The organism is Rhodanobacter sp. ANJX3, assembly GCF_014200755.1.
Classification (GTDB): domain Bacteria; phylum Pseudomonadota; class Gammaproteobacteria; order Xanthomonadales; family Rhodanobacteraceae; genus Rhodanobacter.
The window spans coordinates 479,816-505,441 of sequence record NZ_JACHCM010000004.1 but is presented as its reverse complement, the minus strand read 5'-3'; the positions used below and the strand labels follow the sequence as shown (position 1 = coordinate 505,441).

Genomic DNA, 25,626 nt, shown 5'->3' with positions numbered 1-25,626 from the left:
ACGTCCGAGGCGTAAATTCTTGTCATGCCGCGATGTGACACAGAAACTTGTTGACAGGTTGGCGTCTCTGAAAGCACTGTCCAGAGGCGGAACTTGGATATGGGGCACGATTGGACTGTTAACCAATTAGGTCCAAGGAGTTTCGCGAGCACGTGAACGTCAATGTCCGGAGCTGGCTCCAATGGTGCGATTGATCTAGTAAGGGAGCTACCGGATTCTTCAATACAACTCATGATTGATACAAATCATGGTCAATAATCAAATGGAGAAAGATTATGCAATTGAATGACGAAATCGTTTCAGGTTGGCTCAGCGGTTCCGATAGCAGCAGCGGCTACGACAATCCGGCTGGACCGCTGTATATCGAGGGACTGGCCGTTACCGAAGCGGCACTGACGAGCGCAGGTCCCGAGATAATCACGTTGACATTGCGCGGAAGTACGACCTGTTCAGTGGCTGGTGGTTGCGCCTGCTGTTGATCTAGGTTGCCGCCTGCGGGTATCAATTTTTTTGTGCTTAGGTACGCGCAGGCGGTCTTTCCAGCCAATTTCGGCCCCATGAACTGAAAGGACTCTTGGTGCACGATGACCGAAACCAACGCATCGGATGCCTTCGCGCGCATCATCGAACACTTTGCTGCTCCAACGTGCGTTTCCTTCGCCGCGCAGCTTGCGGAAATCGCATATGGACTGGATCCTGAAGAAGCGGCACTGATCCAGTCGGTTGCCGAACAAGCTCTGCAAAATAGTGCGCGGCTCAGACTGAGTCGATTAATGCTGCTGGAACTTCATGCGTCCAAGTTGGCGGGCGAGCTGAACGCAGGAGACGAAGCCGGCCAATTTGCACAATTCGTCGAAAATGCATTAAAGCCTGCCTTCGCCGAACATCTCGACCGCCGCTATCCCCCATTGCGCGCGCGTCTGCGGCGCCTGCTCGCCCAGCAGTCCAACGCCATTCACTCGCTGGTGGTGCGCTTTATTGCCGATCGCGCAGAACTGGGACACCTGCTGAAACAGCCTGCCGGGCGTTTGATCGGAGTGACTTTGGGCCAGGGCGATTTGCATGCGGGTGGCCAGACCGTGGCTCGGTTGTCGCTGGAAGGTGGCGAGGTCATGTACAAGCCACGTTCGCTGCGTGTCGACGAGACGCTTGAGGTGTTTCTTGGCAGCGTATTCGGTGACGCGGTCGATCGTGTGCGTGTGCCGCAGGTGATCGATCGCGGCGACTATGGTTGGGCTGCCTTTGTCGCGCATCGTTATTGCTCCGGTGAAGATGAGCTGCGGACCTTCTATCGTGGCTTGGGTCACTGGCTGGCCGTATTACGCCTGCTCGGTGGTACCGACATTCACCTGGAAAACCTCATTGCCGTCGGTCCGGTGCCGATAGTGATCGATGTGGAAAGCCTGTTTTCGACTCCTATTTCCGCGCCACCTTCCGGATACGGCCAAGCCTACGATCTTGCGGCCGCGATGATCCGCAGCTCGGTATTGCGCACGGGCATCGTGCCGTATCGCACGCCAGCGCTTGGATTCAATGGGGTCGATGTTTCCGCTGCTGGCGCACTGCCCGATCAACAGCCATTGGTGCACAAGCCGATCATTGTCGACGAAGGCACCATGTCGGCAAGGGTCGAGGTCGTCAGCGTGGACATGGTTTCGGCATTGAACCATCCCAGTCCGCGTCCGAAGGTATCCCTTTACTGGGACCAGATCAGCGAAGGATTCCTCGAAGCCAGCGCACGTCTGCACTCGCTGGATGCCGAGGAGCGTCTTGCACCGCTGCTGGCTTGCTTCGAGGGTTGCCGAGTGCGCGATGTCCGTCGACCTACCCAGGCTTATGTGGAGCTTGGTCGCATGCTGTGGCATCCAGCTTCGCTGCACGATGAAGGCAAGGCCATCGAGCGCGTTCGCGACCTTCTCGCACGCAATGCCGCCATAGTGCCGATCGCACCATCGGCGCCAGAAGAGATCATGGCCGAGATCGACGACCTGCGTCATGGCGATGTGCCGATCTTCGTTGCGTCGTTGAGCCGGTCCCAGATCGATGAAGTTTATGCCGACTGGCGGGCCATGCGCATCGAGCTTGAGGAACTGACGATACGCAGTGCGCTCGTTGCGACCGATCTCAACCAGCGTCTTCGCGATCGCGAAGAAGAAAGTAGCGGACGTTTCTACGCCGCTCAGCGGCCACACACCCACCGGCTCGACGAACGCCGACGCAAGCTGGCCGCCAATGCGGTCGAGCGTCTGTTGCGGCTGGCCGTGAGGGGCGACGATGGATCGGCAACCTGGATTACGCCAGAAATCGGTCGGAGCGGTTGGGCGGTTCAACCCGTCTATGCGGATGTGTACTTCGGTCTCGGCGGCATTGCGTCGGCGTTGGCTGGCTACCGGTTCGAGGTCGAGCATGGCCGTGCCGACGCAGTGCCTGGGATCGATGAAGCATTGGCGGGAGCCTTGAAGGTCATGCGGTCCATGGAGGTGGCCGACAAACCGCAGACAGTTGGCGGTTTTTCCGGCTATGGCGCACAGATCTGGGCCTGGTTGAGCCTGTATGAGCTGCAGCAAGATCCGGAGTTGCTGGCGCGTGCCATTGCGCGTGCCGAAGCTCTGGAACAAGAAGGTTTCGAAGGCGACGAACTGTTCGACATCATTGATGGCGCCAGCGGCGCGATCATTCCGTTGCTGGGGCTGGCCGAAGTCACCGGCGACTCACGCTGGCACGTGCTCGCAGCTCGCGCGGCGCAGCGTCTGGAAACGACCGCGATCATTGACGAGCGCGGTGCGCGCTGGCCGATGGCAGGGACCGCGGAGCCGGCCGGTGGATTCGCGCACGGTGCGGCCGGCGTCGCCTGGTCGCTGGCGCGGCTGGCGCTGACCGCCGCTGGCAGCGCGGAAGATCGAGCTCGCTGGGTTGCCCTATCGGATCAGGCGTTCGCCTTTCAGGACTCACTCTACGATGAGGCGCAAGGCAACTGGATCGACATACGCGCAAATGCCGGCGATAACAGCTTCCATACCTGGTGCAACGGTAGCGTCGGCATTGGCCTGGCTGCCGGCGATCTGTATGCGCGCACGCGCGATCTGCGTCATTTGCGGACGTTGCGCCGTGCGGCTGCCGCTGCCCGCGGGAAGTGGGGTGCCAGCCATACGCTGTGCCATGGCGACATGTCTCTATGGGAACTGCACGTGCGCGCCGCGGAACTGGACCCCGACGGCTGCGCTACCGATCCGGACGAGGCCACCGCAGAGATCGTCTCTGCCATTGAAGAGCACCGAGGTATGGTCGGCGGGCTGACGCGTGCGGCTTTCACACCGGGTCTCATGACTGGCCTGGCTGGGGCGATACACGGCCTCAACCGAATGCATCCGCAGTGCACTCTCGCCTCACCGTTGCTGCTTGAACGTCGTGGGCAGAGACATAACTTGAAAAGTGCCGTTTTGCAGAAAACGATCCAAGCGTCAGAGATGCAGGCTGAGCGATAATCGGCCAAAAGATCGAGCCGAGCATCGCTTCAATCAAGCTATTGCAGCTGATTCAGCACCTCGATCGCATGCCGGTAGCCCGAGTCGATCGCGCGCTGCCAGTCCTTCCAGTCGAGCATGCCGATGTGATCCAGCGGCGGTGTGAACAGCAGCTGTGCCTGCGCGCGCCGGCGCAGGCTGGCTTCCTCGCCGTTGACCATGCCGGCGCGCACCAGGGTGGAAACCAGCCCCGGACGCTGCAGTGTTTTTCGTTGCAGCAGCAATCGCCACCACGGCGGGCTGGAGGATTCGTTGACGTCGGTGCGCAGCGCGATATCCGCCTGCACGTCCAGCGCGGTGATGTGGGCGATGCCATCGGCGACCATCACGTCGGTGGGCAGGTTGTTGACCAGCGCGCCGTCCACATGCACCTCGCCGTGCTGCAGCACCGGCGGCAGCACGCCGGGTATCGCGCTGGAGGCGCGTAGCCACAGCCACAGCGGCCCGTGCCGGTGCACGGCCTGACCGCCGCCGGAGAGCCGGGTCGATACGCAGAAATAGGGTAGATGAAGATCCTCGATGCCCAGCACGCCGAACGTGCGGCGCAGCATGCGCGAGGCGTGTTGGCCGCGGGTCAGTGCCAGTAGCGGCAGGGTCCAGTCCGACAGCGGTCTTCCTTCGACGAAGGCACGGCGGAAGATCTCGGTCATCGTTTCGATATCCCAGCCGTTCGCCACGCCGGCACCGAGGATGGCGCCGATGCTGGTACCGCCGACGGCATCGAAATCGTGGCCTGCCTCGCGCAGGGCGCGCAGCACGCCCAGATGCGCCAACCCGCGCGCGCCGCCGCCGGCCAGCACCAGTCCGCGACCGTGGCCGCTGACCAGCCGCGCCATTCGCGCGATGTCGCCATCGCCGCAAATATGGTGATGCTGCAGTTCGCCGCTGAACACCGCGCGCCAGCGCAGCGCTGCGCCCAGCGCCACCTGATGACCGGCATGCAGCAAGATCAGATGCCGCGGCCGATGGCGCGCACGCGAAGCGTGCACCGGCACCATCGTCGGCCAGTCGCGCGCCGGCTGTGCCGCGAGGGCCGGCAATAGCAGCACGTCGGCCTGACGCAGGCAGCGTTCGCGCCAGAGGCCGTCGTCGTTTCGTTGGCCGGGCACGTCGAGATAAATCACGAAGCGATGCTGTGCCTCGCGCGCGGCAAACCAGTCGCTGCCGCGTCCGTGTCCCAGTTCGGCGTCGACCACGAGACAGCTGCCGTAGGTTTCCAGCGCCATCACCAGCTGCATGGTCAGCGCGCGCGCCGGCACCGCGCCATCGAACGGCAGCACGGCGAAGGTTCTCGGCAGCCCGGGCGTTTCTTCGCCGCGGTCACGCCGCTGCAGGCGTTCGATCGCGGCGCGCGCGACGCCGAGCAGCGCCTGCGGATGCCCGGCCAGCACGCGCTCGAACGCGGCCCGGTCCAGTCGCAACAGTTCGCTGTCGCGCAACGCTCGCACCATGCGGCCGCGCGTCTCGCCGCCGAGCAGGCTGATCTCGCCCACGCTTTCGCCGGCGCTGACGAGGTGACGCAGCACCGTCGGGTTGTCGAATACGCCGAGGCTGCCGCTTTTTACCAAATACAATGCGTCGGCCGGCTCGCCCGGCTTGAACAGCGGCCGTCCGCCGGGCAGGCCGAACCAGACCAGCTCATCGGCCAACGCTTCCAGCGCCGCCGGCGGCAGCTGCGCGAACGTGGCGCTATCTTTCAGCAGTTCTCTGACATCTGTTCGCCACATGGCGAGGATGTTACGGGGCCAATCATGACAATACGGCGCGTACGGTACGCGAACGTGGCGCAAGCGCGCCCTGTGCGGCTTTGTTCCGCTTGATTTCGCGCGCTGGCGTCGCCACGCTGGGGGTCTTGAGAGAACTTGCATGAGATGCGCATGAACCAGGCCAACCCGCTGCTCGCCGACGACGTCCTGCCGGCGTTTTCCCAGATTCTTCCGGAACACGTCGAGCCGGCGATCGATGCGCTGCTGGCCGACTATCGCGACGATATCGCCGCGCTGACCGCGCCCGACGCACCGCGCGATTTCGCCACCGTGATGCTGACCCAGGAGCGGCTCGAACAGCGCCTGTCGCGTGCGTGGGCACCGGTGGGCCACCTGCATTCGGTGGCCGACAGTGACGCGCTGCGCCAGGTCTACGGGCCGGCCGAGGAGAAACTGACCGAACACTCGATCGAACTAGGTCAGAACCGCGAGCTGTATGCCGCCGTGCAGGCACTGGCCGATGCGCCGGACTTTGCGCAGCTGCCGCGGCCCGAGCGCGCGCTGGTGGAGCATTCGCTGCGCGATTTCACCCTTTCCGGCGTGGCGCTGGATGAGCCGGCGCGGTCGCGCTATCGCGACATCGGCGTGGAGCTGTCCAAACTCTCTACCGAATTCTCCAACGCGGTGCTCGACGCAACCGAGGCATGGCAGGAGCACGTGACCGACGAGCGCGATCTGGCCGGCATCCCCGAATCCGGCCGCGCGGTGCTGCGTCAGTACGCCGAAGATCAAAAGCTCGCCGGCTATCTGGTCACGCTGAAACAACCCAGCGTGCAGGCCGTGCTCGGCTATGCCGACAACCGCGGCCTGCGCGAGCGCGTGTACTGGGCGTACCAGACGCGCGCCTCGGATCAGGGCCCTAACGCCGGCAAGTTCGACAACTCCGAACGCATCGAAAAAATCATGGCGCTGCGGCACGAGTCGGCCCAGCTGATCGGTTTCCGCAACGCCGCCGAGGAATCGCTGGCGACCAAGATGGCCGGCTCGCCGACCGAGGTGATGGAATTCCTGCATGACCTGGCCGCACGGGCCAAGCCGGTCGCGCAGCAGGAGCTGGCCACGCTGCGCGACTTCGCCCGCGACGAACTCAAGCTCGACAACCTCGAGCCCTGGGACGTCGGCTACGTCTCCGAAAAGCTGCGCCAGCGGCAGTACGCGCTGGATGAGGAACAGCTAAAACCGTATTTTCCGCTGCCGGCGGTCATCGACGGCCTGTTCGCGCTGACCAGCAAGCTCTACGGCATCACGTTGGCGGCCCGGGACGATGTCGACGTGTGGAACCCTGACGTGCGCTTTTACGACGTGCGCGATGCCGACGGCCGCGTGTTTGCCGGCGCCTACATCGACCTGTATGCCCGCAACGGCAAGCGTGGCGGCGCATGGATGGACGTCTGCCGAGCCCGTTTCGATGACGGTGAGCAACGTCAGCTGCCGGTGGCCTTTCTCACCTGCAACTTTCCGCCGCCGACCGGCGGCAAGCCGGCCCTGCTCACCCACGACGACGTGCTGACCCTGTTCCACGAATTCGGCCACGGCCTGCATCATCTGCTGACCGAAATCGCCCTGCCGTCGATCGGCGGTATTGATGGCGTGGAGTGGGATGCGGTCGAGCTGCCTAGCCAGTTCATGGAGAACTTCGGCTGGAATCGCGAGGCGCTGGACCTGTTCGCCCGCCACTACGAGACCGGTGAGCGGCTGCCTGACGAATTATTCGAGCGCATGCTGGCGGCGCGGCATTTTCAAGCTGGCCTGTTTCTGGTGCGTCAGCTGGAGTTCGCGCTGTTCGATTTCACCCTGCACCTGGAATACGACCCGGCCCAAGGCGCGCGGACCATGAGCGTGCTGGACGAGGTGCGTAAGCAGGTGGCGGTATTGTATCCGCCGGCCTGGCAGCGGTTTCCGCACGCCTTTAGTCACGTCTTTGCCGGCGGTTACGCGGCCGGTTACTACAGCTATTTGTGGGCCGAGCTGCTCTCTGCCGACGCCTTCGGCACCTTCGAGGAGCAGGCGGAAAAATCGGGCAGCGTCATCGACCGCGCCACCGGCGATCGCTTCCGCCGCGAGGTACTGTCCGTGGGGGCCAGCCGGCCGGCGCTGGAGAGCTTCATCGCCTTCCGCGGACGAAAGCCCGAGCCGGAGGCGCTACTGCGCAGTCACGGTTTGGCGTGAGCCAGAACTAGACGGTCGCCGCTCGTTCGGGGGGCGACCGAACTTTCATGCGTTCCTGGGCGTGGCTTCTGCATTTCCGGTGTGCCGGCCAGCCACGGCCATAAAAAAAGCCCGCCGAAGCGGGCTTTTCAAATCGCTAAAGTCCGAAGGACTTAGGCAACCTGGACTTCTTCAGCCTGCAGGCCTTTCTGGCCCTTGGTGACTACGAACGTGACGCGCTGACCTTCCTGCAGGGACTTGAAGCCCGTGCCCTGGATCGCGCGAAAATGCACGAACAGGTCATCACCGCTTTCCGGCGTGATGAAGCCAAAACCTTTGGCGTCGTTGAACCACTTGACTGTACCGCTCTGACGATCCGACATGTAACATTACCTTTGAAGCAGTGATGGTTTGCGGCTCGGAGCGAATAGCACTTTACCGCAGTATGAGCAGGAACCTAGGGTCTCCCCGAGGGCTTGCTTCCTAAGCATACACCGTAAATACGGTTACCGGTCGGTTTTATCCCCGAAAATCCTGAAAGTTCCTTTTCCTCATCGGAAAAAGGCCGCTCTTTTTGCGCTTTATCCAAATCTAATCAAGGGTTTTGCCGGTTTCAGGGTCATGCTCGATCGAGCCCCTTGCCTGGCCTGCGGTCGCTGATGATGGCGGGATGGTTGAAATAGCCGGGGCCGGCATTGGCTCATCCCTTACAATATCGCCATGAAAATCGCCTCATGGAACGTCAACTCGCTGAAGGTGCGTCTACCCCACCTCACCCAGTGGCTAGCCGACGCGCAGCCGGACATCGTCGCCCTGCAGGAAACCAAACTGGAAGACGCCAAGTTTCCGGTCGACGAGCTGGCGGCCGCCGGCTATCGCGCGGTCTTTTCCGGCCAGAAAACCTATAACGGCGTGGCGATCCTGACGCGAGCCGATACCTGCGCCGAGCCGCGCGACGCGGTGACCGACATTCCAGGGCTGAACGATCCGCAGCGGCGCATTCTGGCCGTCAACATCGGCGATCTGCGCGTAGTCGATCTGTACGTCGTCAACGGCAAGGCGGTCGGCGACGAAAAATACGCGTACAAGCTGGACTGGCTGGCCAGAGTTCGTGACTTTCTCGAAGCCGAACTGGTGCGCCATCCGAAGCTGATCGTGCTGGGCGATTTCAATATCTGCCCGGACGATCGCGACGTCTACGACCCGGTCGCCTGGGGCGAGGACATTCTGTGCTCGCCGCCGGAGCGTGCCGGTCTAAAGGCCATCACCGAGCTCGGCCTGCACGACAGCTTCCGCCTGTTCGAGCCCGACGCCGGACACTTCAGCTGGTGGGATTATCGGCAGGCGGGATTCCGCCGCAATCTGGGCCTGCGTATTGACCTGATCCTGATCAGCGATACTCTGAAATCGATAGCCAAGGCCGCCGCCATCGACCGCGAACCGCGACGCTGGGAGCGCCCTTCCGACCACACGCCGGTGCTGCTGGAACTGGACACGAAATGACTGCAAAGACCGAATGGCCCAGCTCGCTGGACGATAACGAACTGGAAGAACTGGACCGCTATCTACGCGCCCATTCTGGCGAAGGTGACCTGCTGCTCGATGGCGTGCACGGCCTGCTCAGCGCGCTGGCGGTCGGCCCGCTGCTGGTGCTGCCGGACGAGTGGCTGCCCGAGGTGCTGCACGAGCCCTTCGCCGACGAGGACGAGGGCAACCGCGTGCTGGCCCTGCTGGCCAAGCTCAACGATTCGATCAGCGCCGAACTCGATGTCGACGCGTACGAGCCGATTCTCGGCGAAGTGGAGCTGGAAACCGGCCCGATGCTGTCGGCCGCCGGCTGGTGCGAAGGCTTCAGCCGCGGTATCGATCTGCGCGCCAGCCTGTGGGAAAACCGCCTGTCGGAAGACCCGCAGCTGATGGAGCTGCTTGGCCCGGTGATGGCGCTGGCGGTGGACGAAGGCATCCTCAGCGCCGATACCGAATTCGAAAAGCTCAGCGACGACGAATACGACGAGTGTCTGTCGCAGGTGCCGGCCGTGCTCGGTGCAGTCAATCAATACTGGCAGGCCAAGCCGGCGACCGAGGCCGAGGTGGAGGCGATGGTGCAGGCCATCCCCGAGACCAAGGACGACGACAACGCCCCGCCGCGCCAGCGCAGCGGCCACTGGGTGCATTGATTCGAGCGACGCTCGTCCCGGCCGTTGGGCGGTCGCGCGCCGTCATCGATCACGCCGTTATCCATACCGTGTCGACAGGGAATATCCATGGCTTATGAATACGGTTCCAGCGCCAAAGGCCTGGATTTTCCCAATCCCTTCCGCGTCGAAAACGTCTTCCGCTTTATCGCCGCGGCGATTCTGATCGGCGGCGGACTGATCGCGCTTTTTCAGGGTCGCGCCGGCCTCTACGCGCATATCGGCGGCTGGGCGTTGGCGCCCATCATCGTCGGCGTGGCGATGTTCGCAGCAGGCATTCAGCACGCGGCGGTGGGGCTGAGCCGGCTGCGCTTTTTCTTCGGTCGCGGCAAACCGGCCGGCCTGGCCGGTGAATTGGCCGACGCCCAGCTCGGCGAACTGGCCGGCGCGGTCGCGCTGAAGTCGACCATTCGCGGTGGCGCCATCTCGGTCGACGAGCCCACGGGCGCCTTGAATGGCCTGCTTTACAGCCTGGTGCGATCGTTGATCTGGGCGCCGCAGCGGATTCAGTGGGTGGCGCAGCGTTTATTTCGCACCGGCCTGACTCTTGCCGTCGTCCTGCTCGGCCTGCTGGTCTCGTTGCTCGGTGTGCTGAGCGAAAAGGACATGGCCTGGCTCGGCCTGTTCTTTTTCATCTACACCGCTGCATTGCTTCTCAAACCGCTGGAAAGCGGCTCGCAGGCGAGCACGCACCTGGGCTCCGCCGGGCTGATCGTGCTGGTACTGGTGGCGATACTCGCGCCGGTGTTGATCCATACGATTTCGCCCGCGCTGCCCAATCTCGGCGGCATCGACCTCAGCGGGCAGGCGCTGTTTCTGCTGCTTTGCGCGCTGATATCCGTACTGGTGTTTTTCGTCGCCGTGCTGCGGCAGATGGTGGCGCCGCCGCAGACCACCATGGCCTGCGAACTGGCGACGGTATCGATGAACGCGCCGCCGAACCAGATCCTGGTCGAGCTCGATCGCGAAATGCAGCGCAACTGGATCGAGCAGATTCCCAACCGCCGCTACGCGCGCTACGTGCCGCAAACGGTGGGCGACAACGGAACCTTCCACGGCGAACTGCTGGAGGAAACGCAGCCGATGCCGCGCGAGGACATGCGCACGGTGAGCTTTTCGCACGCGCTGGCCGAACCGCGCTACCGCTGGCTGACCGTGCTAAGCGCGCTGGGCGTTCTGTATACCGTGGCCGGTTCGATTGCGCTGCTGCTGTTTACCCATCAGGTGACGATGGGCGAGCTGGCGCCGACGCTGTGGAAATACGTCTGCTACGCGGGCGGCATGTTTTCGCTGGCGCTGTTCTGCCTGCGCGCCGGGCATATTCTGTGGGCGCGGTTTGATTTTGTTTCGCTTATGACCTGGGTCGAGATCGACGGCAGCTTTCAGCGCGCGCATACGGCAGTCGGTGCGCCGTTCACCGATCGCGTGCGCACCGAGAAAGACATCGTCAGCGTCAACGACATGACCCTGCGGGTGTGGGTGGCCGAAGTGGACTCGGTCACTTTCGGCAGCGAATCCGAACGGCGCATCGTCGGCCTGCGCGGCCTCACCGATCGGGCCAGCGCCTTGCGCAAACAGCTGGAAAACTTTGCCGCGGACCAGAGCAGCGTCGACATGCCGACCTCGCGCCGCGACGTTGAAAAGATCGCCGCGCTGGGCGCGATGAATCAGTTCGGCGGCCGACCCGCCTCACCGGATGCGCTGCTCAAGGCGATGGGCGGTGCGCCCGCGCCAACCAGCGCGCCGACCGATGCACCGAAACCACCGGCCTTTTGCCCTCACTGCGGTGTAGCGACATCGGTCGGCGCACGTTTCTGCGCCAGCTGCGGTCATTCTCTGGGAGCCATGTGAAGCCATCGGGTCTATCATCGACGTCAGACAGATGCTAGTCGAAAGGAATCAGCGTGTCGCAAACGCATTTGAATGTGCTCGCCATCTTCCTTTGCGCTGTCCTCGCGCACGTTCTTCCCGCAACGACATGGCTCGGCGCCTACGCGGTCCTCGGTCCGGCCCATTACCTCACCGAAATTTCCTGGCTGCATGACCGAAAGTATTTTGTGAGCCGTCCAAGGCTGTGGATCATCACGGCGCTTGCGGTGCTGATGATCATGCTCGTGCGCCCGAACCAGCCCGAGGCCGACGGTGTGTTTTGCGCGTTGCTTGGAGGATTGGTCGCCGCGGACCTGGGCATGTCGATGGTCGTGACTGTCCTCGTCACGGCTTTCTCGGCCGGTATTGGCATGGCGGGCGCAAAGCTGGGCTGGGGCTTCGTTCTGGCGGTGGTCGTGCTCGTGCCAACGCTTATCCACGTCTTTGCATTCACGACGATGTTCATGCTGGCCGGTGCGAGCCGCACGCGCCAAACAAAGGATTGCTTGCCGCTTGCTGCTCTGGGGCTGGCGGCGGCCAGTTTTCTTTTGCTGCCGACCGTGGATCTCGGCGACGGCAGCTTCTTGAAGACGGCCGAAAAAAGTTTTCCACGACTATTGGAGTTGTTGTCGGTACCAGGCCACGGTGTTGCGTTACGGCTGGTGGGCTTCCTGGGCTTTGCTTATGCCTATCACTACGTAAACTGGTTCCTGAAAACGGGACTGCTGGGCTCGCACCGTGTGTCATCGACGCGGCTGGTGCTGCTGGCGAGTGCGTGGGCTGTGGTGATGTTTGCCTATGCGCAGAGCATCGTTGTCGGCCTGCTTGTCAGCTTGCCGCTGAGCCTTGGCCATGTGCTGCTGGAGCTTCCGTTGAATATGCGCACGGTACGCGGACTTTGCAGCACATCGTTCCTGCGCCCCCGTCTGCCTACGGCCTGATTCAAGCGCATCGAGCCCTAACTGGCGAGCTCTAGGAAACAATCCGTTCCCATGAGCGCCCTTGGCAGCGTGCCGCGTCGGGTCCATCTTGCTGGAATCTTTTGACGGAGAGCAGACATGACCGATCGCCATATCGTCCGCCGTATCCGCGGCATGGATACCTCCGACGGCGCGGGCGTCAAGCTCAAGCGCATTATCGGCCAGCCGGGGCTCGACATGCTCGACCCGTTCCTGATGCTGGACGAATTCCGCTCCGATCAGGCGGGCGACTATATCGCCGGTTTTCCCGAGCATCCGCACCGCGGCTTCGAGACCGTGACCTACATGCTCGCTGGCAACATGCTGCACAAGGACAACCACGGCAACAGCGGCGATCTGAAGCCCGGCAGCGTGCAGTGGATGACGGCCGGCCGCGGCATCCTGCATTCGGAGATGCCACAGCAGGAAAACGGCCTGATGTGGGGTTTCCAGCTGTGGGTGAACCTGCCGGCGAAGGACAAGATGATCGCGCCGCGCTACCAGGACATCGCGCCGGAGAACATCCCGGTCGTGCATCCCGCCGACGGTGTGGAGGTGCGCGTGCTGGCCGGCGAGCTTGCTGGTGCAACCGGCCCGGTCGAGGGCATCGCCACCAACCCCGTCTATCTGGATGTCAGCCTGCAGGCGGGCGCCGCGCTCACGCTGGATCTGCCGAAGGGTCATCACGGCTTTGCCTACGTGTTCGATGGCGAGTCGGCCCTGGTCGGCGGTGAGCAGCTCAAGCGCAGCGAGTTGGGCGTGTTTTCCGACGGCGACAGCATTCAACTCAAGGGCGCTGAAAAGGCCTCGCGACTGATTGTGGTCGCAGGTCGCCCATTGAACGAGCCCGTCGCCCGTTACGGCCCGTTCGTGATGAACACGCAGGCGCAGATCCACGAGGCGATTGCCGACTTCCGCGCCGGCAAGTTCTGAGGCCTGTGCCTTCCGCCACGGGAAGGCAAGCTCACTCGGTCTAGGGAATTCAGCGCGGGTGCTGCACGCGCAATTGGGCAGGAACGCGGCGAATGACGATTTCGTCGCCGCGCCACATCACCGGACGCCCATCCAGCGACGCGTTTTTTGCGCCTGGCTTGCCCGGGTAAGGCCATGGTAGAACCAGACCGCCGGGTGGCACGGTCAGGCCGCCGTCGATCTTCAGTTCGAGTGCCGTGCCGGTTTCCCGCAGCGAATAACTCAGTTCCCCGTACGGGGTGCGCAAGTGCGCGATGCCGACACCCTTGCCGCCCATCCACGCCGGTGAGATGCCGGCCGCCAACACCAGCGCGCGATCGCTGCTGCGCTCATAGGCAAACATGTCGTAAACCGAGCGCATGAAATCCGAGGCGATCCACGCGTGCGGCATGTCGCCGACAAAGCGCGGTTGGCGCGGGTCGTGTCCGACCACTTCGGCCCACTGGTTCCATGCCGCCGGGCGGCGGCCGTCGAAAAAGAACGTAAACAGCTGCTGCAGTCGATCGCGCCAGCCCAGCCGCACGAAGCTGCCGATGGTACGGATTTCGTACGGTGTGTAGTCGGTCCACGGCTGCTTGCCGTCGCGACGCGCGATGAAATTTTGCCAGTAGCGTTCGAATGTGCGTGGCAGCAGGTCCGGTGGCAGCCAGTCGATGGCATCGCCAGGCGACAGGGCGATCGTGGTCGAGGTCGCGTCGAAATCGCCGAGCTCGGCCGAGCCCGGAACGTAGTCGATGTGATGCTGCTGCATGGCCAGCAGGATCGAGGCCTTCAGATCGGCCTGGAACTGATCGCGCGAGGCGGCAAATTTCTTTGTCTCTTCGGTCTTGCCCAGCGCCGTGGCCAGCTGCACGGCATCCTGATAGCCGATCAGCGACCAGAAATCGTCCCAGTACGAATGCATGGGCTTGGCCCAGTAACCTTCGTGACTGATCGATGCGGGCATCAGTCCATACAGGGCACGCTTCGCATCCGCGGCGTTGACGGATGTGCGCTCGCTTGCGCGCAGCGTGTCCATATAGGCGACGGTTTGTTCGACGTGCGGCCACAATTTTTCCAGGCCGGTGCGATCGCCGCTGTAGCGCCACCACTGCGCGATGGCGAAAATCAGCTCGCCCTGGCTGTCGTTCTCGGGCACCGGATCGGCGCCGCGCTTGTCGATGCAGCAGGGCACCTTGCCGGTATGAAACTGCTGCGGTGCGTACCAGTTGATAAAGTCGCCGGCCGCGTCGGCGTGGCCACTGCGCAGAAGAGCCTCGCTCATCATGGCGCCGTCGCGGATCCACGAACGAGCGTAGGAGCGCGTGCCCGGCTGCAGCGCGTCGCCGTCGCGCGACATCAGAATTTGCGCCAGCGTGCTGCGCGCGGTATCGGCGATGGCCTGCTGTCCGTCGGGCAGCTGCAGCGTGACGCGGTTGAGCTTTTCGCGCCAGGCCGCCGCGGTTTGATCCTGCTGCTGCCGAAGCCACTGCGCAGCATCTGGTGGCAGCGCGAACGACGGCTGTTCCCCGGTAGCGCCCAGGTTGGGCACGACGAGCCCGAGCGTTGCCTCGCCATGCGCGGGCAAGGTGAGTCTGTAGAGCAGTGCGCCCTGAGCGTAGCCGGAGCCGTCGTGCAGTGAGGCCTTCTCGATGCCCGCATCGATTTTCGCCGGTGTGCCGCTGGCCAGCTTTTCGGGCAAGGTGACCGTGCCATGTGGGCTGGCCACAAAGGCAGACGGCGCCTGCAACGGCACGATCTGTTGCGAATCGTTCACGCGCAGCGCGCGGCCGCTCCAGTCCAGATCGTGGATCGGGCTGATGCCTGATTTCATATTCAGGAACTGCGTCGGCGGATTGACCTGGAACGGCCGGACCAGCAGCGCGAGCATCAGCGAGCGTGGCGCGTCGCCGTCGTTATGCAGCCGATACTGCGCGAAGAGGTTCGAATCCTTTGGCGTGCCGCTGGCGAAGGTGGTCGTCTCCAGACTTAGGCCGTTCGCCTGCCAGCGTACCGTGGGTATCGGCAAATAGCCGTCCAAAAGCTTTTGCTGCGTTTTTACCGTCGCCCAATCGATGACCGTATGGCCATCGAACAGCATCGGCTCGATCGACCAGCCGCCCTTGCCCACCTCGATCGCGCCGTCTTCGGACATCAGTGCCGAATGCGGCGCGCCACCATCGACGCCGACAAGAGTCCAGTAGCTCTGTTCGCCGCTGAGACCGCGCGGGTACATACCGCGTACCGCACGCCGCGCCTGCTGCACCAGCGGGGTCTTGTTCGGATCTTCGGTTGGCGTAGTCTGTTCCGAAGCAGCGGTCACCGGCAGCGGCGTCAGGCGCAGGTTGCCGAAGCAAAGCTCGCCCTTGCCGCCGTGGCCGGCGTAGACGGTGAACTCGATCGCACTGCTCTGGTGCAACACCTTGTCCTTGGCGGTTCCCCAGGCGAAATCGATATCCCGCTTGCCGACCTCGATCGTCTGCCAGTTTTCGCCGGGCTGAAACGCCTCGTGACGGTACCACCACACATTGTCGCCACTGGCATCGACCAGGCGCAGCTGCAGATCGTTCGCCGGCATCGCACCACGCACGTCGAACGACAGCGCATAGTTGGCGGGGAACCGGATAGGCAGCGCGCGGTGCAGCGTCACACCGCCGGACACGCCGTTGAAATTGAAATCCACGCAGACGGCATTGCCGCTTTTGCCCTTGACCGCTTTTACCGACGTACTGATGTCATCAGTGCCGGTGGCCTTCCAGGCGTCCGGGTGGCTGAAATCATCCAACGCTTCGACGGAAGGCATCTTTGCCGCATGCCCCGCGACGGCTAACGTCAGCAACAGGCCAGCCATCAGCGTCGCGCCGCCAGGGCGACAAACGTCAATGCACACGCGCTTCAATGGCTTAACCATCATCATTTCTACCCTGCCTGCCCTATCCCGTGTGTTTCAACCTCTGCCTGCCTCAGCCTTTGACGCTGCCCAGCAGCAGACCTTCCAGGTAATAGCGCTGCATCGCCAGAAACAGCACCAGCACGGGCAGCACGGTGACGACCGAACCGGCCATCATCAGTTCGCTGTCCTGCGAGTGCTCACGCGCCAGCGAGGCCAGCCCGATCGGCAGGGTGTAATGTTCCTGCCCGGTCAGCACGATCAGCGGCCACATGAAATCGTTCCAAGCGGCGAGAAAACTGAAGATCGCCAGCGTCACCATGATCGGCTTCAGCAGCGGCATCACGATCTGCAGAAAGATCCGCCATTCGCCCGCGCCGTCGATGCGCGCGGCTTCCATCAACTCGTCGGGAATGCCGCGCGCATACTGGCGCACCAGAAAGATGCCGAACACCGTGGCCATCCCGGGCACGATCACGCCGGCATAGCTGTTCACCAGTCCGATGTATTTCAGCAACAGAAAAAGCGGCAACATCGCGACCTGGGCGGGAATCACCAACGCGCCAATCAGCGCCTGGAACAGGCGCTCGCGCCCGGCGAAGCGCAGCTTGGCGAAGGCATAGCCGGCCATCAGATTGAACGACAGCGACAGCAGCGTGATGGCACCCGATACCAGCAGGCTGTTGAGCAGGTACGTACCCATGCCGGCATGCACGAACAGCTCGCGATAGTTGTTGAGTGTTGCATGCGATGGCAGCAGCGGCGGCGGCAGCGAGCTGGCCTCGCCCGGCTGCATGAAAGACACGGACAGCATCCACAAAAGCGGAAACAGCGCGATCACGGCGCCGCCGATCAGCAGCCCGTTGATCATTGCCTTGGCCATGCGCGGGCTCATGCGTCGGCTCCTTCGCTGCGCCGGGACAGGCGCAGCATCATCGCCGTCACCGCAAACATGATCAGGAAAAGCAGAAAGGCCACGGCGGAGGCCGAGCCAAGATTCCACCACTTGAAACCTTCCTCGTACATCAGGTACAGCACGCTGGTCGTGCTCTGCAGTGGCCCACCCTCGGTCATGACATAGGGTTCGGCGAACAGCTGGAAATAGCCCGACACCGTGAGAATGCTCACCATCAACAGCGTCGGCCCCAGCATCGGCAGGGTGATGTGGCGGAACTGCCGCAACGCCGAGGCGCCGTCGATGCGGGCGGCCTCGTACAGATCGATCGGAATCGCCTGCAGGCCGGCCAGAAAGATGATCATGTTGTAGCCGAAGTTCTTCCACACAGCGAACAGAATGATCGTCGGCATGGCCCAGTGCGGATCGCCGAGCCAGTCGATCGGATGGACGCCCAAATGTCCGAGCACATAGTTGGCTATGCCGTACTTGGTGTTGAACAGGTAGCGCCAGATCACCGCCATCGCCACCACCGTGGTCACCACTGGCGCAAACAGCGCGGTGCGGAAGAACGGCTTCATCCGTGCCAGCGGCGAGTTCAGCAGCATGGCGGCGCCCAGTGAAGCTCCCATCGACAGCGGTACGCCGACGGCGACGAAATACACCGTGTGCCCGAGCGCCGACCAGAACAGCGGCCGCTGCAGCAGCAGCCAGTAATTGCTCAGCGCCACGAAGCGCAGGTTGTGGATATTCGCCAGCGCATAGATATCGTAGTCTGTCAGGCTCAGCGCCAGCGCCGCAATTACCGGCAGCAGAAAGAACAGCCCCAGCACGATCAGTGCCGGTGCCAGGAATAGCCATGCCATGCGCTGCTTGTTCATCGGAAACCTTTCATCGTGCGTCGCTCCGCAGCGAGTGATCGAGCATCCAGCGACGCTTCTCGAGAATCGCGTCGGTACGCTGATCGAGTTTTGCCGTCGCCTGGTCGATGCTGAGTTCGCCGGCGATGGCCTGCGCCGCGACGAGCTGCATCTCGCTGGCGATGCGCTCCCATTCCGGCACCGGCGGTGTCGGTTTCATACGTTCCATCTGTTCGCGGAAGGCGTGCGCCTTCGGGTCGTCGCGCAGGCTGGCACCTTCCCACGACGACCGCCGCGGCGGCATGTCGCCCAGCAGATCGTAGAAGCGCTGCTGCACCGCCGGCTGCGACAGGTATTCGATCAGCGTCCACGCCGCCTGCTTGTGCGTGGACGTGCGAAAGATCACCAGGCTGGAGCCGCCGGCCACCGATGCGCCGGGGCCGTTCTCACCGGGCAGCGGCATCGTCGACCAGTCGGCCTGTTCGGTAGCGGGAAGGCGTGAGCGAAACTCGCCGATATTCCAAGGGCCGGAAAGATAAAACGCGTAGACGCCGCGGCCGAATTCGGACCACGGGTTGCCGGCTTCGACATTGGTGATCGCCGGTGCCTGATGCAGCTTGAACGTGTCCACATAAAACGTCAGCACCCGCTTGAAGCCCGCGCTTTCGAAGTTGCCGTAGCGTCCGCCGTCGCGCAGCAGCGGGTCGGGTGACTGCAGCGCCAGCGCCATCAGCGGTTCGTATTCATTCGTCGGTAGCAGAATGCCGTAGCGGTGCCTTGCAGGATCGCTGAGTGCGCCGAGAACGTTTCGCCACTGCGCCCAGTCCTGCGGCGAGCGGTCGAAGCCGGCCTGCTTCAGCAGATCGGTGCGATAGAACAGAATGCGCGTATCGACATACCACGGTACCCCGTACAGCGTGCCGTCGATCAGATTGGTCGACCAGATGCTCGGGAAGTAATCGTCGCGTTTCACGATGCTCGAACGATCGACGCGCGACTGCAGCGGTTCCAGCGCATCCAGCGCCACCATTTCCGGCAGCCAGGTGTTGCCGAGCTGGGTCAGGTCCGGCGTCGAGTTGCCGGCGAAGGCGGTCAGCAGTTTCTGGTGGGCGGCGGTCAGCGGCAGCTGCTGCACCTTGACGTGGATATCCGGATTTAGGCGTTCGAAATCCGGCAGCAGTTTGGCGATGGCTTCGCCTTCCCGACCGATCGTCCAGAACACCAGCGCGTTATCGTCTACCGTGGTTTTCGCGCAGCTGCCAAGCGCGCCAAGGCATAGCAGAAGGCCGACCGACCACAGGCGTCGATAGCGAAAGATGCGCAGTGAGCGAAGGCGATTCACGGCGCTGCCTTCTCCGCATCCAGCCAGCCGCCGGTGAAGCCGGCGCGCTCGAGCCCCTTGCGGATATAGGGGTTCTTCCGCATCACCCGCCAGACAAAACCGCTGCGCCAGTTCTCGCTCATCAGCACGATCGGACCCTGGTCGATACCCAGCTGTTCGGTGTCAAACCAGCCCTGGCCTGGCAGCAGCTGACCGGTGCGCGTCTCGGTTTTGGTGTGGAAGGTAGGGTTGAACGCGTCGACGAAGCCGAATCGGTTGTACACGCGCTTGCCGTAGCGGCGCTGCATTTCCTGCAGTGCGGGCACCACGATTTCCGGTGCAAAGGCGATCGAGCCGGCCGCAGCCGTCGGTGCGATGGTGCCGTCGTCGCTGATGTAATCCATCCCCGCACCGCGTGCGGTGTAGCCGTAATACGTGCGCTCGCCGCCGGCATCCTTCACCACGAAACCGCCGGGGCCGTTGCTGGCGGTCAGGCCCCAGATGTTTTTGCCGTAGTCGTTCCAATGGCCCGGGTTGGCGATCGCATACGCCTGCTGCGAGTAGGCCGCGCGGCGGCTGTTCTCGAAATAGTCCAGATCGTGCTGGCGGTTCCACGCATCGCGGATGCCGCGAAAATCGATCCACGACTGGCTGTACTGGTGGCCGAACAGCGGCGCGAAGTTCAGCAGCTGCTGCCCCTGAAACTTGCCCCACTGACGATCGTAGGTGGACGTCCACGCCGCCCACGCATCGCTGCCCACGGCATGCGTCGGCGAGCCCAGCGCCAACACGTAGATCAGCATGCCTTCGTTGTAGCCTTCCCAGTCGTGCGGTATGAACTTGCCGCCGGGCGTCCAGCCCATATTGATCAGTGGCGCGCGAGGCTGTGCCCAGGTCCAGTCGACGCCGCGATAAATGGCGTCGGCCAGCTGACGGATTTCCTTTTCCTTCGGCGTGTCGCGGTCGTAATACGACTGCGCGAACAGGATGCCGCCGAGCAGCAGCGAGGTATCCACGGTGGATACTTCGACCCAGCGCGCCTCGCGTTTGCCGGTCTGCATATTGAGGAAGTGATAGAAAAAGCCGTGGTAGCCGGTGGCATCGTCCTCGCTGTCGTTCTGCGGCGCTTCCTTGAAAAAGTGCAGCGTGGCCAGGGTTCGATCGATCGCCTGGTCGCGCGTGATGTAGCCGCGCTCCACACCGATGCCGTACGCGGTCAGGCCAAAGCCGACCGACGCGATGCTGGCAAACGAATCCGCCGGGTAGTGGTCCGGTATCAGGCCGTTGACGGGGTTGGCGCTCTGCCAGAACCAGTCGAAGCTGCGTTTTTCGATATCCGCCACCATCGCCTGCTGCGGCTTTGCCAACGCAGCGTAGCCAGTGGGGACGTCTCTGGCAGATAGCGCAGAGACACCGCCGATGCCGACGACGAGAAGCGAGACAAGAAGTTTGGTAGCGAGGGTGCGAAGCAGTTTTTTTGCCATCGTCAAAAGGCTCGATGTTGTTGCGGTGAAGGGGAATGTGCGGCCAGGCAATCGCGCTCGACCGCGGAGAACATGTCGGCTGCCGTTAGAAAGTCACCTTTGGCGCGGCGCAATGCCGGTCGATAAACGCCTGATGCATCGGCATCGCATCGACGCAGCTGGAGATCACGTGACCCACGCTGGCCATGAATTTCTGCAGGTCGTCCTGCGGCATCTGATCGACCATCGGGTGATAGCCCTGTGGCACGATCCCTTGGCCGATCATCACCTGCACCCAGCTCACGCTGGCGAACATCTCTTCGGCGTTGCGATAGAAGCGCCCGCTATCCTCGAACAAGCGCATGTTTTCCCGCAGCGATTCAGGAATCGACAGGGTGCGGCAGTCGTTCCAGAACGCCGTGTCGTCGCGCTGGGTCGCGCAGTAGTGCAGGATCAGAAAATCGCGGATGCGCTCGAACTCGAAGGCTGTTTGTGCGTTGTAGCGGTCGGCCAGAACCGTGCTGCAATCGCGCTGCGGAAACAGGCTCAGCAGACGGGTGATGCCGGACTGGATCAGATAGATGCTGGTCGATTCCAGCGGTTCCATGAACCCACTGGCCAGGCCGAGTGCGACCACGTTCTTGTTCCAGCCCTTGCGGCGCATGCCGGTGGTAAAGCGCAGCGGTCGCGGTTCGGCCAGTGGGCGACCGTCGAGATGCTTCAGCAGCGTGGCGGCCGCCTTGTCGTCGCTGAGGTGTGCGCTGGAGTAAACGTAGCCGTTGCCGGTACGGTGCTGCAGCGGAATGCGCCACTGCCAGCCGGCCGCGCGCGCGGTCGAGCGCGTATACGGCGTGGGCGGCCCGACCTTTTCGCAGGGTACTGCGAGCGCCCGATCGCACGGCAGCCAGTGGGTGAAATCGATATAGCCGGTATGCAGCGCCTGTTCGATCAGCAACCCGCGAAAGCCCGAGCAGTCGATGAAAAGATCGGCCTCGATGGTTTCGCCGCTTTCCAGAACAACGGATTCGACAAAGCCGTCGTCCGCACGGAGGCGCGTCTGCGCGATCTTGCCCTCGGTGCGCGTCACGCCGATGCGCTCGGCGTAGCCGCGCAGAAATTTGGCGTACAGCCCGGCGTCGAAGTGATAGGCGTACGCGATATCCGCCAGCGGCGAACCGGCGGGAACGTCCGTCGCCGACGGCATGAACTTGCCGCGCGGCGCCGCTACGGTATTGATCGAATACGCGCCGATGTCGGTCGCGAGACCCAACTGACGGGCCTTGATCCAGAACTGATGAAAAGGCAGCAGGCTGATGTCGTGGCCGATGCTGCCGAAGCCATGAATATACGAGTCGCCCAGCTGACCCCAGTCATTGAACTGGATGCCGAGCTTGAACGTGCCCTGGGTCTGTTTGACGAACTCGATGTCGTCGATGCCGAGCAGGTCGTTGAACAGCTTCAGATGCGGCACTGTCGCCTCACCCACGCCGACGATGCCGATCTCTTCCGACTCGATCAGGCGTATCGAATAACCGGGGCCAAGTACCTTGGCCATCGCAGATGCAGCCATCCAGCCGGCCGTGCCGCCACCGACGATAAGAATGTTTTTGATGCGGTCAGCTGTCATCGAAAAGCGCTCATCGTGTCGCAAAAAACAAAGCCCGCACGTCGCGGGCTCGGGTCGAGGCCCGCGTGCCGTTGCCGGCACGGAGCCTACAGGGCAAGCCTAGAAGTTGATGCCTACGGATACTTTCAGCGTGCGCGTGTAGCCGGTGATTTCGCCGGTCGGGTTGTACGAAACGCGTACCTTGTTGAGCACGCCGTTGGCGCCGAAGGTTTCAATATAGTCGGTGTAGTTGTCCCAGTTGAACGCGTTGATCAGGTCCAGCCGGACGTAGCCACCCAGGCCGCCGTAGAAGGTAAAATTCTTCGTTGCCTGAAAATCGATGTCGCGATAGCCGAAGAACTTTCCACCGATCAGAAAGCGGCCGGTGGCCGCCGGAGCAAACGACACCGACCGACAGCCCGCACCGTTGATACCGTTGGCATCTTGATTGGTGGCAGCGGCCCCGTAGCAAGCCAGGTTGAGATCGGGTACTGGCGTGGAAAGCGTCAGCTTGGAGCCGAACACGAAGCCCCAGGGGCCGTCGATGGTCCCGGTGGCGACCAGGCGATGTTTGGAAACGCCCGAGCCGGTATACGGGTAGTTGCCGATCGTCTCGTAATCGAATGCGTACTGGTCGTCCGGCGAGTTGTTGTCGTTGTTCTGCAGCGCATGGGTGTAGGTGTAGGCAATGGTCGCGCCCCAGCCGGATTCGTGGGTGTACGGTTTTTCGGCTGACAGCAGTACCTGAGTGGTCTTAGTGACCAAGCCGTTGTTGCCGATGATCAGGCTGCCGAAACCGGGAATACCGTTGCCCCAGGGCTGGCTGCCGTTCTGCCAGAAAGCGCCGTCCGGATAGCGGTTGCCGAGCGTGTAGACCAAACCATCGTGGCTGTGCACATAGGCCACCGCGGCGCTGGTATTCCAGTCGCCCAGCTTGTTGCGCATGCCGAGACTGAGCTGGTCGGAATACGGCGCCTTCAGGTTGTTGGTGATCAGATCGACTTCCTTGCCGGAGGTGCTGCCTGCCACGAGCGCCTGCAGATTGGGAATCTGGTAGTACTTCGGATCCCACGCGTAGCAGGAGTTCTGCCCCACGACGCAGGGTTTGTCGGGTGTATTGAAAAGCAGCGTTGGCTGCGACAGGACCGACTTGGTCTGTTCGACCTGCAAAGCCTCGTACAGGTCGCGGTCGTAAGAGCGGCCGATGCCGCCAAAGATCACGTGCGCCTCGTCGCCGTTGAGGTCGTAGGAGAAGCCCAGCCTTGGCTGGAACTCGTTCTTCGGCGCGCTGCGGTTGTGACCCGTACTGATGTAATCGTTTACATTGACGCCGCCTTTAGCCAGCGTCTGGGCATAGGTCTGGCCCGGCGGCGCGTTGGGATCCTGGCTGTTGAAGGCGTCGATGACATTTTGCGGCGTGACGTAGTTGAGGTACGACGGCGTTTTCTCGTAATCCCAGCGGATGCCGAGGTTCAAGGTCAGCTTGTCGTTGACCGCCCAGTCGTCCTGGATATACGTACCGAACTGTTTGTCCGAGCTTCTCGCCACCGGGCTCAAGCCCGGTGTAGGCGAGCCGAACTGCACCTGATACGGAATGCTCTCGGTGCCATTGTTCTGGCTGACGGCGTAGCTGTAGAGCGCGTTCGTGTCGCCAGCGTCTTGTGCGGTGAGCTTCGCCTCCTTGTACTTCACGCCCATCTTGATGACGTGGTCGCCATGCCATTCGAAGTCGTTGAAGGTCAGGTCGTCCTGCAGCGCCGGACCTTTCTGACCCTTGTTCTGCTGGGACAGCGGCGAGTTGCCGGTAGTCAGAATGGTCTGGTTCTGGTTCTGCTGCTCGACGTAGGCGCTGCCGTCACCGGTAAACACAGGCGTTGGCGTGTAGAAAGCATTTTCGTAGGTTGCCTGCAAACGGTTGAACCAGCTGTCCGTGCTGTGATCCCAGCGGATATCGAAGCGTTTGTCGAAGTTCTTGGTATTGAGTGCGGCGGTGGCAGCGATAGGCCCACCAATGCCGCTGATCGCGCTTTCATCGCGATATTTGCCGCTTATTTCGAAACGATCGCGGTCGGTCGGCTCGAAGTCTATCTTGCCGAACCAGTCGTTTTCCTTGAACGGCAGGCTGGCTGGGCCCAGCAGGCTCTGCACGCTTGTGGGCAGCTGGCTGATGTAAGAAGCGTCACCGGCCGGGACGACGGTCGTCGGGCTATCGAATTCCTTGCCTTCGTAAGCAATGAAGAAGTGCGCCAGGTCCTTCGCAATCGGACCGCCCAGATCGAATCCATAATCCTTTTCATGCGACGACGTTTTCTTGTCGGCGGCCTGTTCGGCGGGCGTTTCCGCACGCATGGCCGTGTTGGTGAAACTGCCCAGCACATCGCCGTGGAATTCATTGGTGCCGGACTTGGTTTCGGCGGTCACGGCGGCGCTCGATATCTGGTCGTATTCCGCCTTGTAGTTGGAGGTAATGACCTTGTATTCGCCGACGGCAAGTTGCGGGAACGGATTGCCCTGGCTGTTGTTCTGGCCGGTGACGCCGCCCGACAGCACGTAGTTCTTCTGGCCGACGCCGTCGATATACACGTTGATGGCCGATGTCGCCTGAGCACCGGCGCGTAGGCTGGTGGTGCCATCGGCGCTCCGGGTGAAAACCATACCCGGCACGACGTCGGCAAACTCGAGGAAGTTGCGCGAGGCTTGCGGCGTGGTGTTGATCTGATGCAGCGAGACCGTGGTGCCGACTTCCGACGTTTTGACTTCGCGCAGATCGGTGGCCGACACGGTGACGCCGTTGAGGTTGGTGGCGTTGGCGGTCGATGGTGCGTTGGCGGCCGCCGCAAGCAGGTCGAGAGACGCGGTGGAGGCTACGCTCAGCGTGACGGTTCTTTCGGTTCCCGGACCGGCATCGACCTGATACGTGCCCGGCGGCAAGCCGACCAGCGCATAGCTGCCGTCCGTGTCGGCCTTGGTGCGACGAACGGCACCGGTGGAAATCTGCTTGGCCGTTATCACGGCTCCAGGAGCGGCATGTCCTCGAAGGTTGGCATCGGCACTCGCCGCGACCGACATACTGGGTACACCCGCAGCGATCGCGGTAACCGATGCCGTGATCAGACTGGCGAGCAATTTCTTCTTGAAGCGCGTTGACGTTTTCATGATTCCCCTCCCCGGGCAATGTG

Annotated in this window: 17 protein-coding genes; 8 read left to right on the top strand and 9 right to left on the bottom strand. The window is 62.6% G+C overall.

What is annotated here, in order from left to right; all coding sequences use genetic code 11:
- Window positions 1-275 precede the first annotated feature (275 nt).
- Both HDE76_RS13915 and HDE76_RS13910 read left to right on the top strand, forming a co-directional pair.
- A complete protein-coding gene (locus HDE76_RS13915) occupies window positions 276-479 on the top strand; it encodes a DUF6229 family protein (protein WP_184508415.1) in 204 nt (67 codons plus the stop codon).
- A 105-nt stretch (window positions 480-584) separates the two neighbouring features.
- Window positions 585-3,485, top strand: a complete 2,901-nt coding sequence (locus tag HDE76_RS13910; protein ID WP_184508412.1) for a type 2 lanthipeptide synthetase LanM family protein — start codon at window positions 585-587, stop codon at window positions 3,483-3,485.
- A gap of 38 nt (window positions 3,486-3,523) precedes the next feature.
- Here the strand turns inward: HDE76_RS13910 and HDE76_RS13905 are convergent, their stop codons facing one another.
- On the bottom strand, window positions 3,524-5,251 hold the full coding sequence (locus HDE76_RS13905; protein WP_184508409.1) for a patatin-like phospholipase family protein: 1,728 nt from the start codon (window positions 5,249-5,251) through the stop codon (window positions 3,524-3,526).
- A 150-nt stretch (window positions 5,252-5,401) separates the two neighbouring features.
- Between HDE76_RS13905 and HDE76_RS13900 the strand changes: the two genes are divergently transcribed.
- Window positions 5,402-7,459 (top strand): M3 family metallopeptidase, encoded by a 2,058-nt coding sequence (locus HDE76_RS13900; RefSeq protein ID WP_184508406.1) that lies wholly within the window; start codon window positions 5,402-5,404, stop codon window positions 7,457-7,459.
- A 152-nt stretch (window positions 7,460-7,611) separates the two neighbouring features.
- Here the strand turns inward: HDE76_RS13900 and HDE76_RS13895 are convergent, their stop codons facing one another.
- On the bottom strand, window positions 7,612-7,821 hold the full coding sequence (locus HDE76_RS13895; protein ID WP_007809889.1) for a cold-shock protein: 210 nt from the start codon (window positions 7,819-7,821) through the stop codon (window positions 7,612-7,614).
- 337 nt (window positions 7,822-8,158) lie between these two features.
- Here HDE76_RS13895 and xth point away from each other — a divergent pair, with 337 nt between their 5' ends.
- The 5 genes from xth (at window position 8,159) to HDE76_RS13870 (ending at window position 13,394) form a co-directional block, all read left to right on the top strand.
- Window positions 8,159-8,941 (top strand): exodeoxyribonuclease III, encoded by a 783-nt coding sequence (xth, locus tag HDE76_RS13890; RefSeq protein WP_184508403.1) that lies wholly within the window; start codon window positions 8,159-8,161, stop codon window positions 8,939-8,941.
- Window positions 8,938-9,615: a YecA family protein gene (locus HDE76_RS13885; RefSeq protein WP_179482085.1), complete on the top strand. Its 678-nt coding sequence runs from the start codon at window positions 8,938-8,940 to the stop codon at window positions 9,613-9,615. The genes xth and HDE76_RS13885 overlap by 4 nt, the downstream gene beginning before the upstream one ends.
- 87 nt (window positions 9,616-9,702) lie before the next feature.
- Window positions 9,703-11,484 (top strand): zinc ribbon domain-containing protein, encoded by a 1,782-nt coding sequence (locus tag HDE76_RS13880; RefSeq protein ID WP_184508400.1) that lies wholly within the window; start codon window positions 9,703-9,705, stop codon window positions 11,482-11,484.
- 53 nt (window positions 11,485-11,537) lie between these two features.
- Window positions 11,538-12,443: a hypothetical protein gene (locus HDE76_RS13875; protein WP_184508397.1), complete on the top strand. Its 906-nt coding sequence runs from the start codon at window positions 11,538-11,540 to the stop codon at window positions 12,441-12,443.
- 117 nt (window positions 12,444-12,560) lie between these two features.
- Entirely contained in the window at window positions 12,561-13,394 is an 834-nt protein-coding gene (locus HDE76_RS13870) for a pirin family protein (RefSeq protein WP_179482078.1), read from the top strand.
- A gap of 49 nt (window positions 13,395-13,443) precedes the next feature.
- On the opposite strand, the gene HDE76_RS13865 is transcribed toward HDE76_RS13870, so the two are convergent.
- The 7 genes from HDE76_RS13865 to HDE76_RS13835 all read right to left on the bottom strand — a co-directional run bounded on the left by HDE76_RS13865 (window position 13,444) and on the right by HDE76_RS13835 (window position 25,603).
- Window positions 13,444-16,215, bottom strand: a complete 2,772-nt coding sequence (locus HDE76_RS13865) for a carbohydrate binding domain-containing protein (RefSeq protein ID WP_184508394.1) — start codon at window positions 16,213-16,215, stop codon at window positions 13,444-13,446.
- 160 nt (window positions 16,216-16,375) lie between these two features.
- Window positions 16,376-17,197 (bottom strand): carbohydrate ABC transporter permease, encoded by an 822-nt coding sequence (locus HDE76_RS13860; protein WP_179482076.1) that lies wholly within the window; start codon window positions 17,195-17,197, stop codon window positions 16,376-16,378.
- Window positions 17,194-18,078 (bottom strand): sugar ABC transporter permease, encoded by an 885-nt coding sequence (locus tag HDE76_RS13855; protein WP_179482074.1) that lies wholly within the window; start codon window positions 18,076-18,078, stop codon window positions 17,194-17,196. The genes HDE76_RS13860 and HDE76_RS13855 overlap by 4 nt, the downstream gene beginning before the upstream one ends.
- Before the next feature lie 10 nt (window positions 18,079-18,088).
- Entirely contained in the window at window positions 18,089-19,282 is a 1,194-nt protein-coding gene (locus tag HDE76_RS13850; protein WP_255457893.1) for a sugar ABC transporter substrate-binding protein, read from the bottom strand.
- 113 nt (window positions 19,283-19,395) lie between these two features.
- Window positions 19,396-20,745 carry a glucoamylase family protein gene (locus HDE76_RS13845; RefSeq protein WP_255457887.1) on the bottom strand — a complete coding sequence of 450 codons (1,350 nt, stop codon included), beginning with the start codon at window positions 20,743-20,745 and terminating at the stop codon, window positions 19,396-19,398.
- A gap of 202 nt (window positions 20,746-20,947) precedes the next feature.
- Window positions 20,948-22,468, bottom strand: a complete 1,521-nt coding sequence (locus HDE76_RS13840; RefSeq protein ID WP_184508388.1) for a tryptophan halogenase family protein — start codon at window positions 22,466-22,468, stop codon at window positions 20,948-20,950.
- Between the two features lie 99 nt (window positions 22,469-22,567).
- A complete protein-coding gene (locus HDE76_RS13835) occupies window positions 22,568-25,603 on the bottom strand; it encodes a TonB-dependent receptor (protein ID WP_179482068.1) in 3,036 nt (1,011 codons plus the stop codon).
- Between the last annotated feature and the right edge of the window lie 23 nt (window positions 25,604-25,626).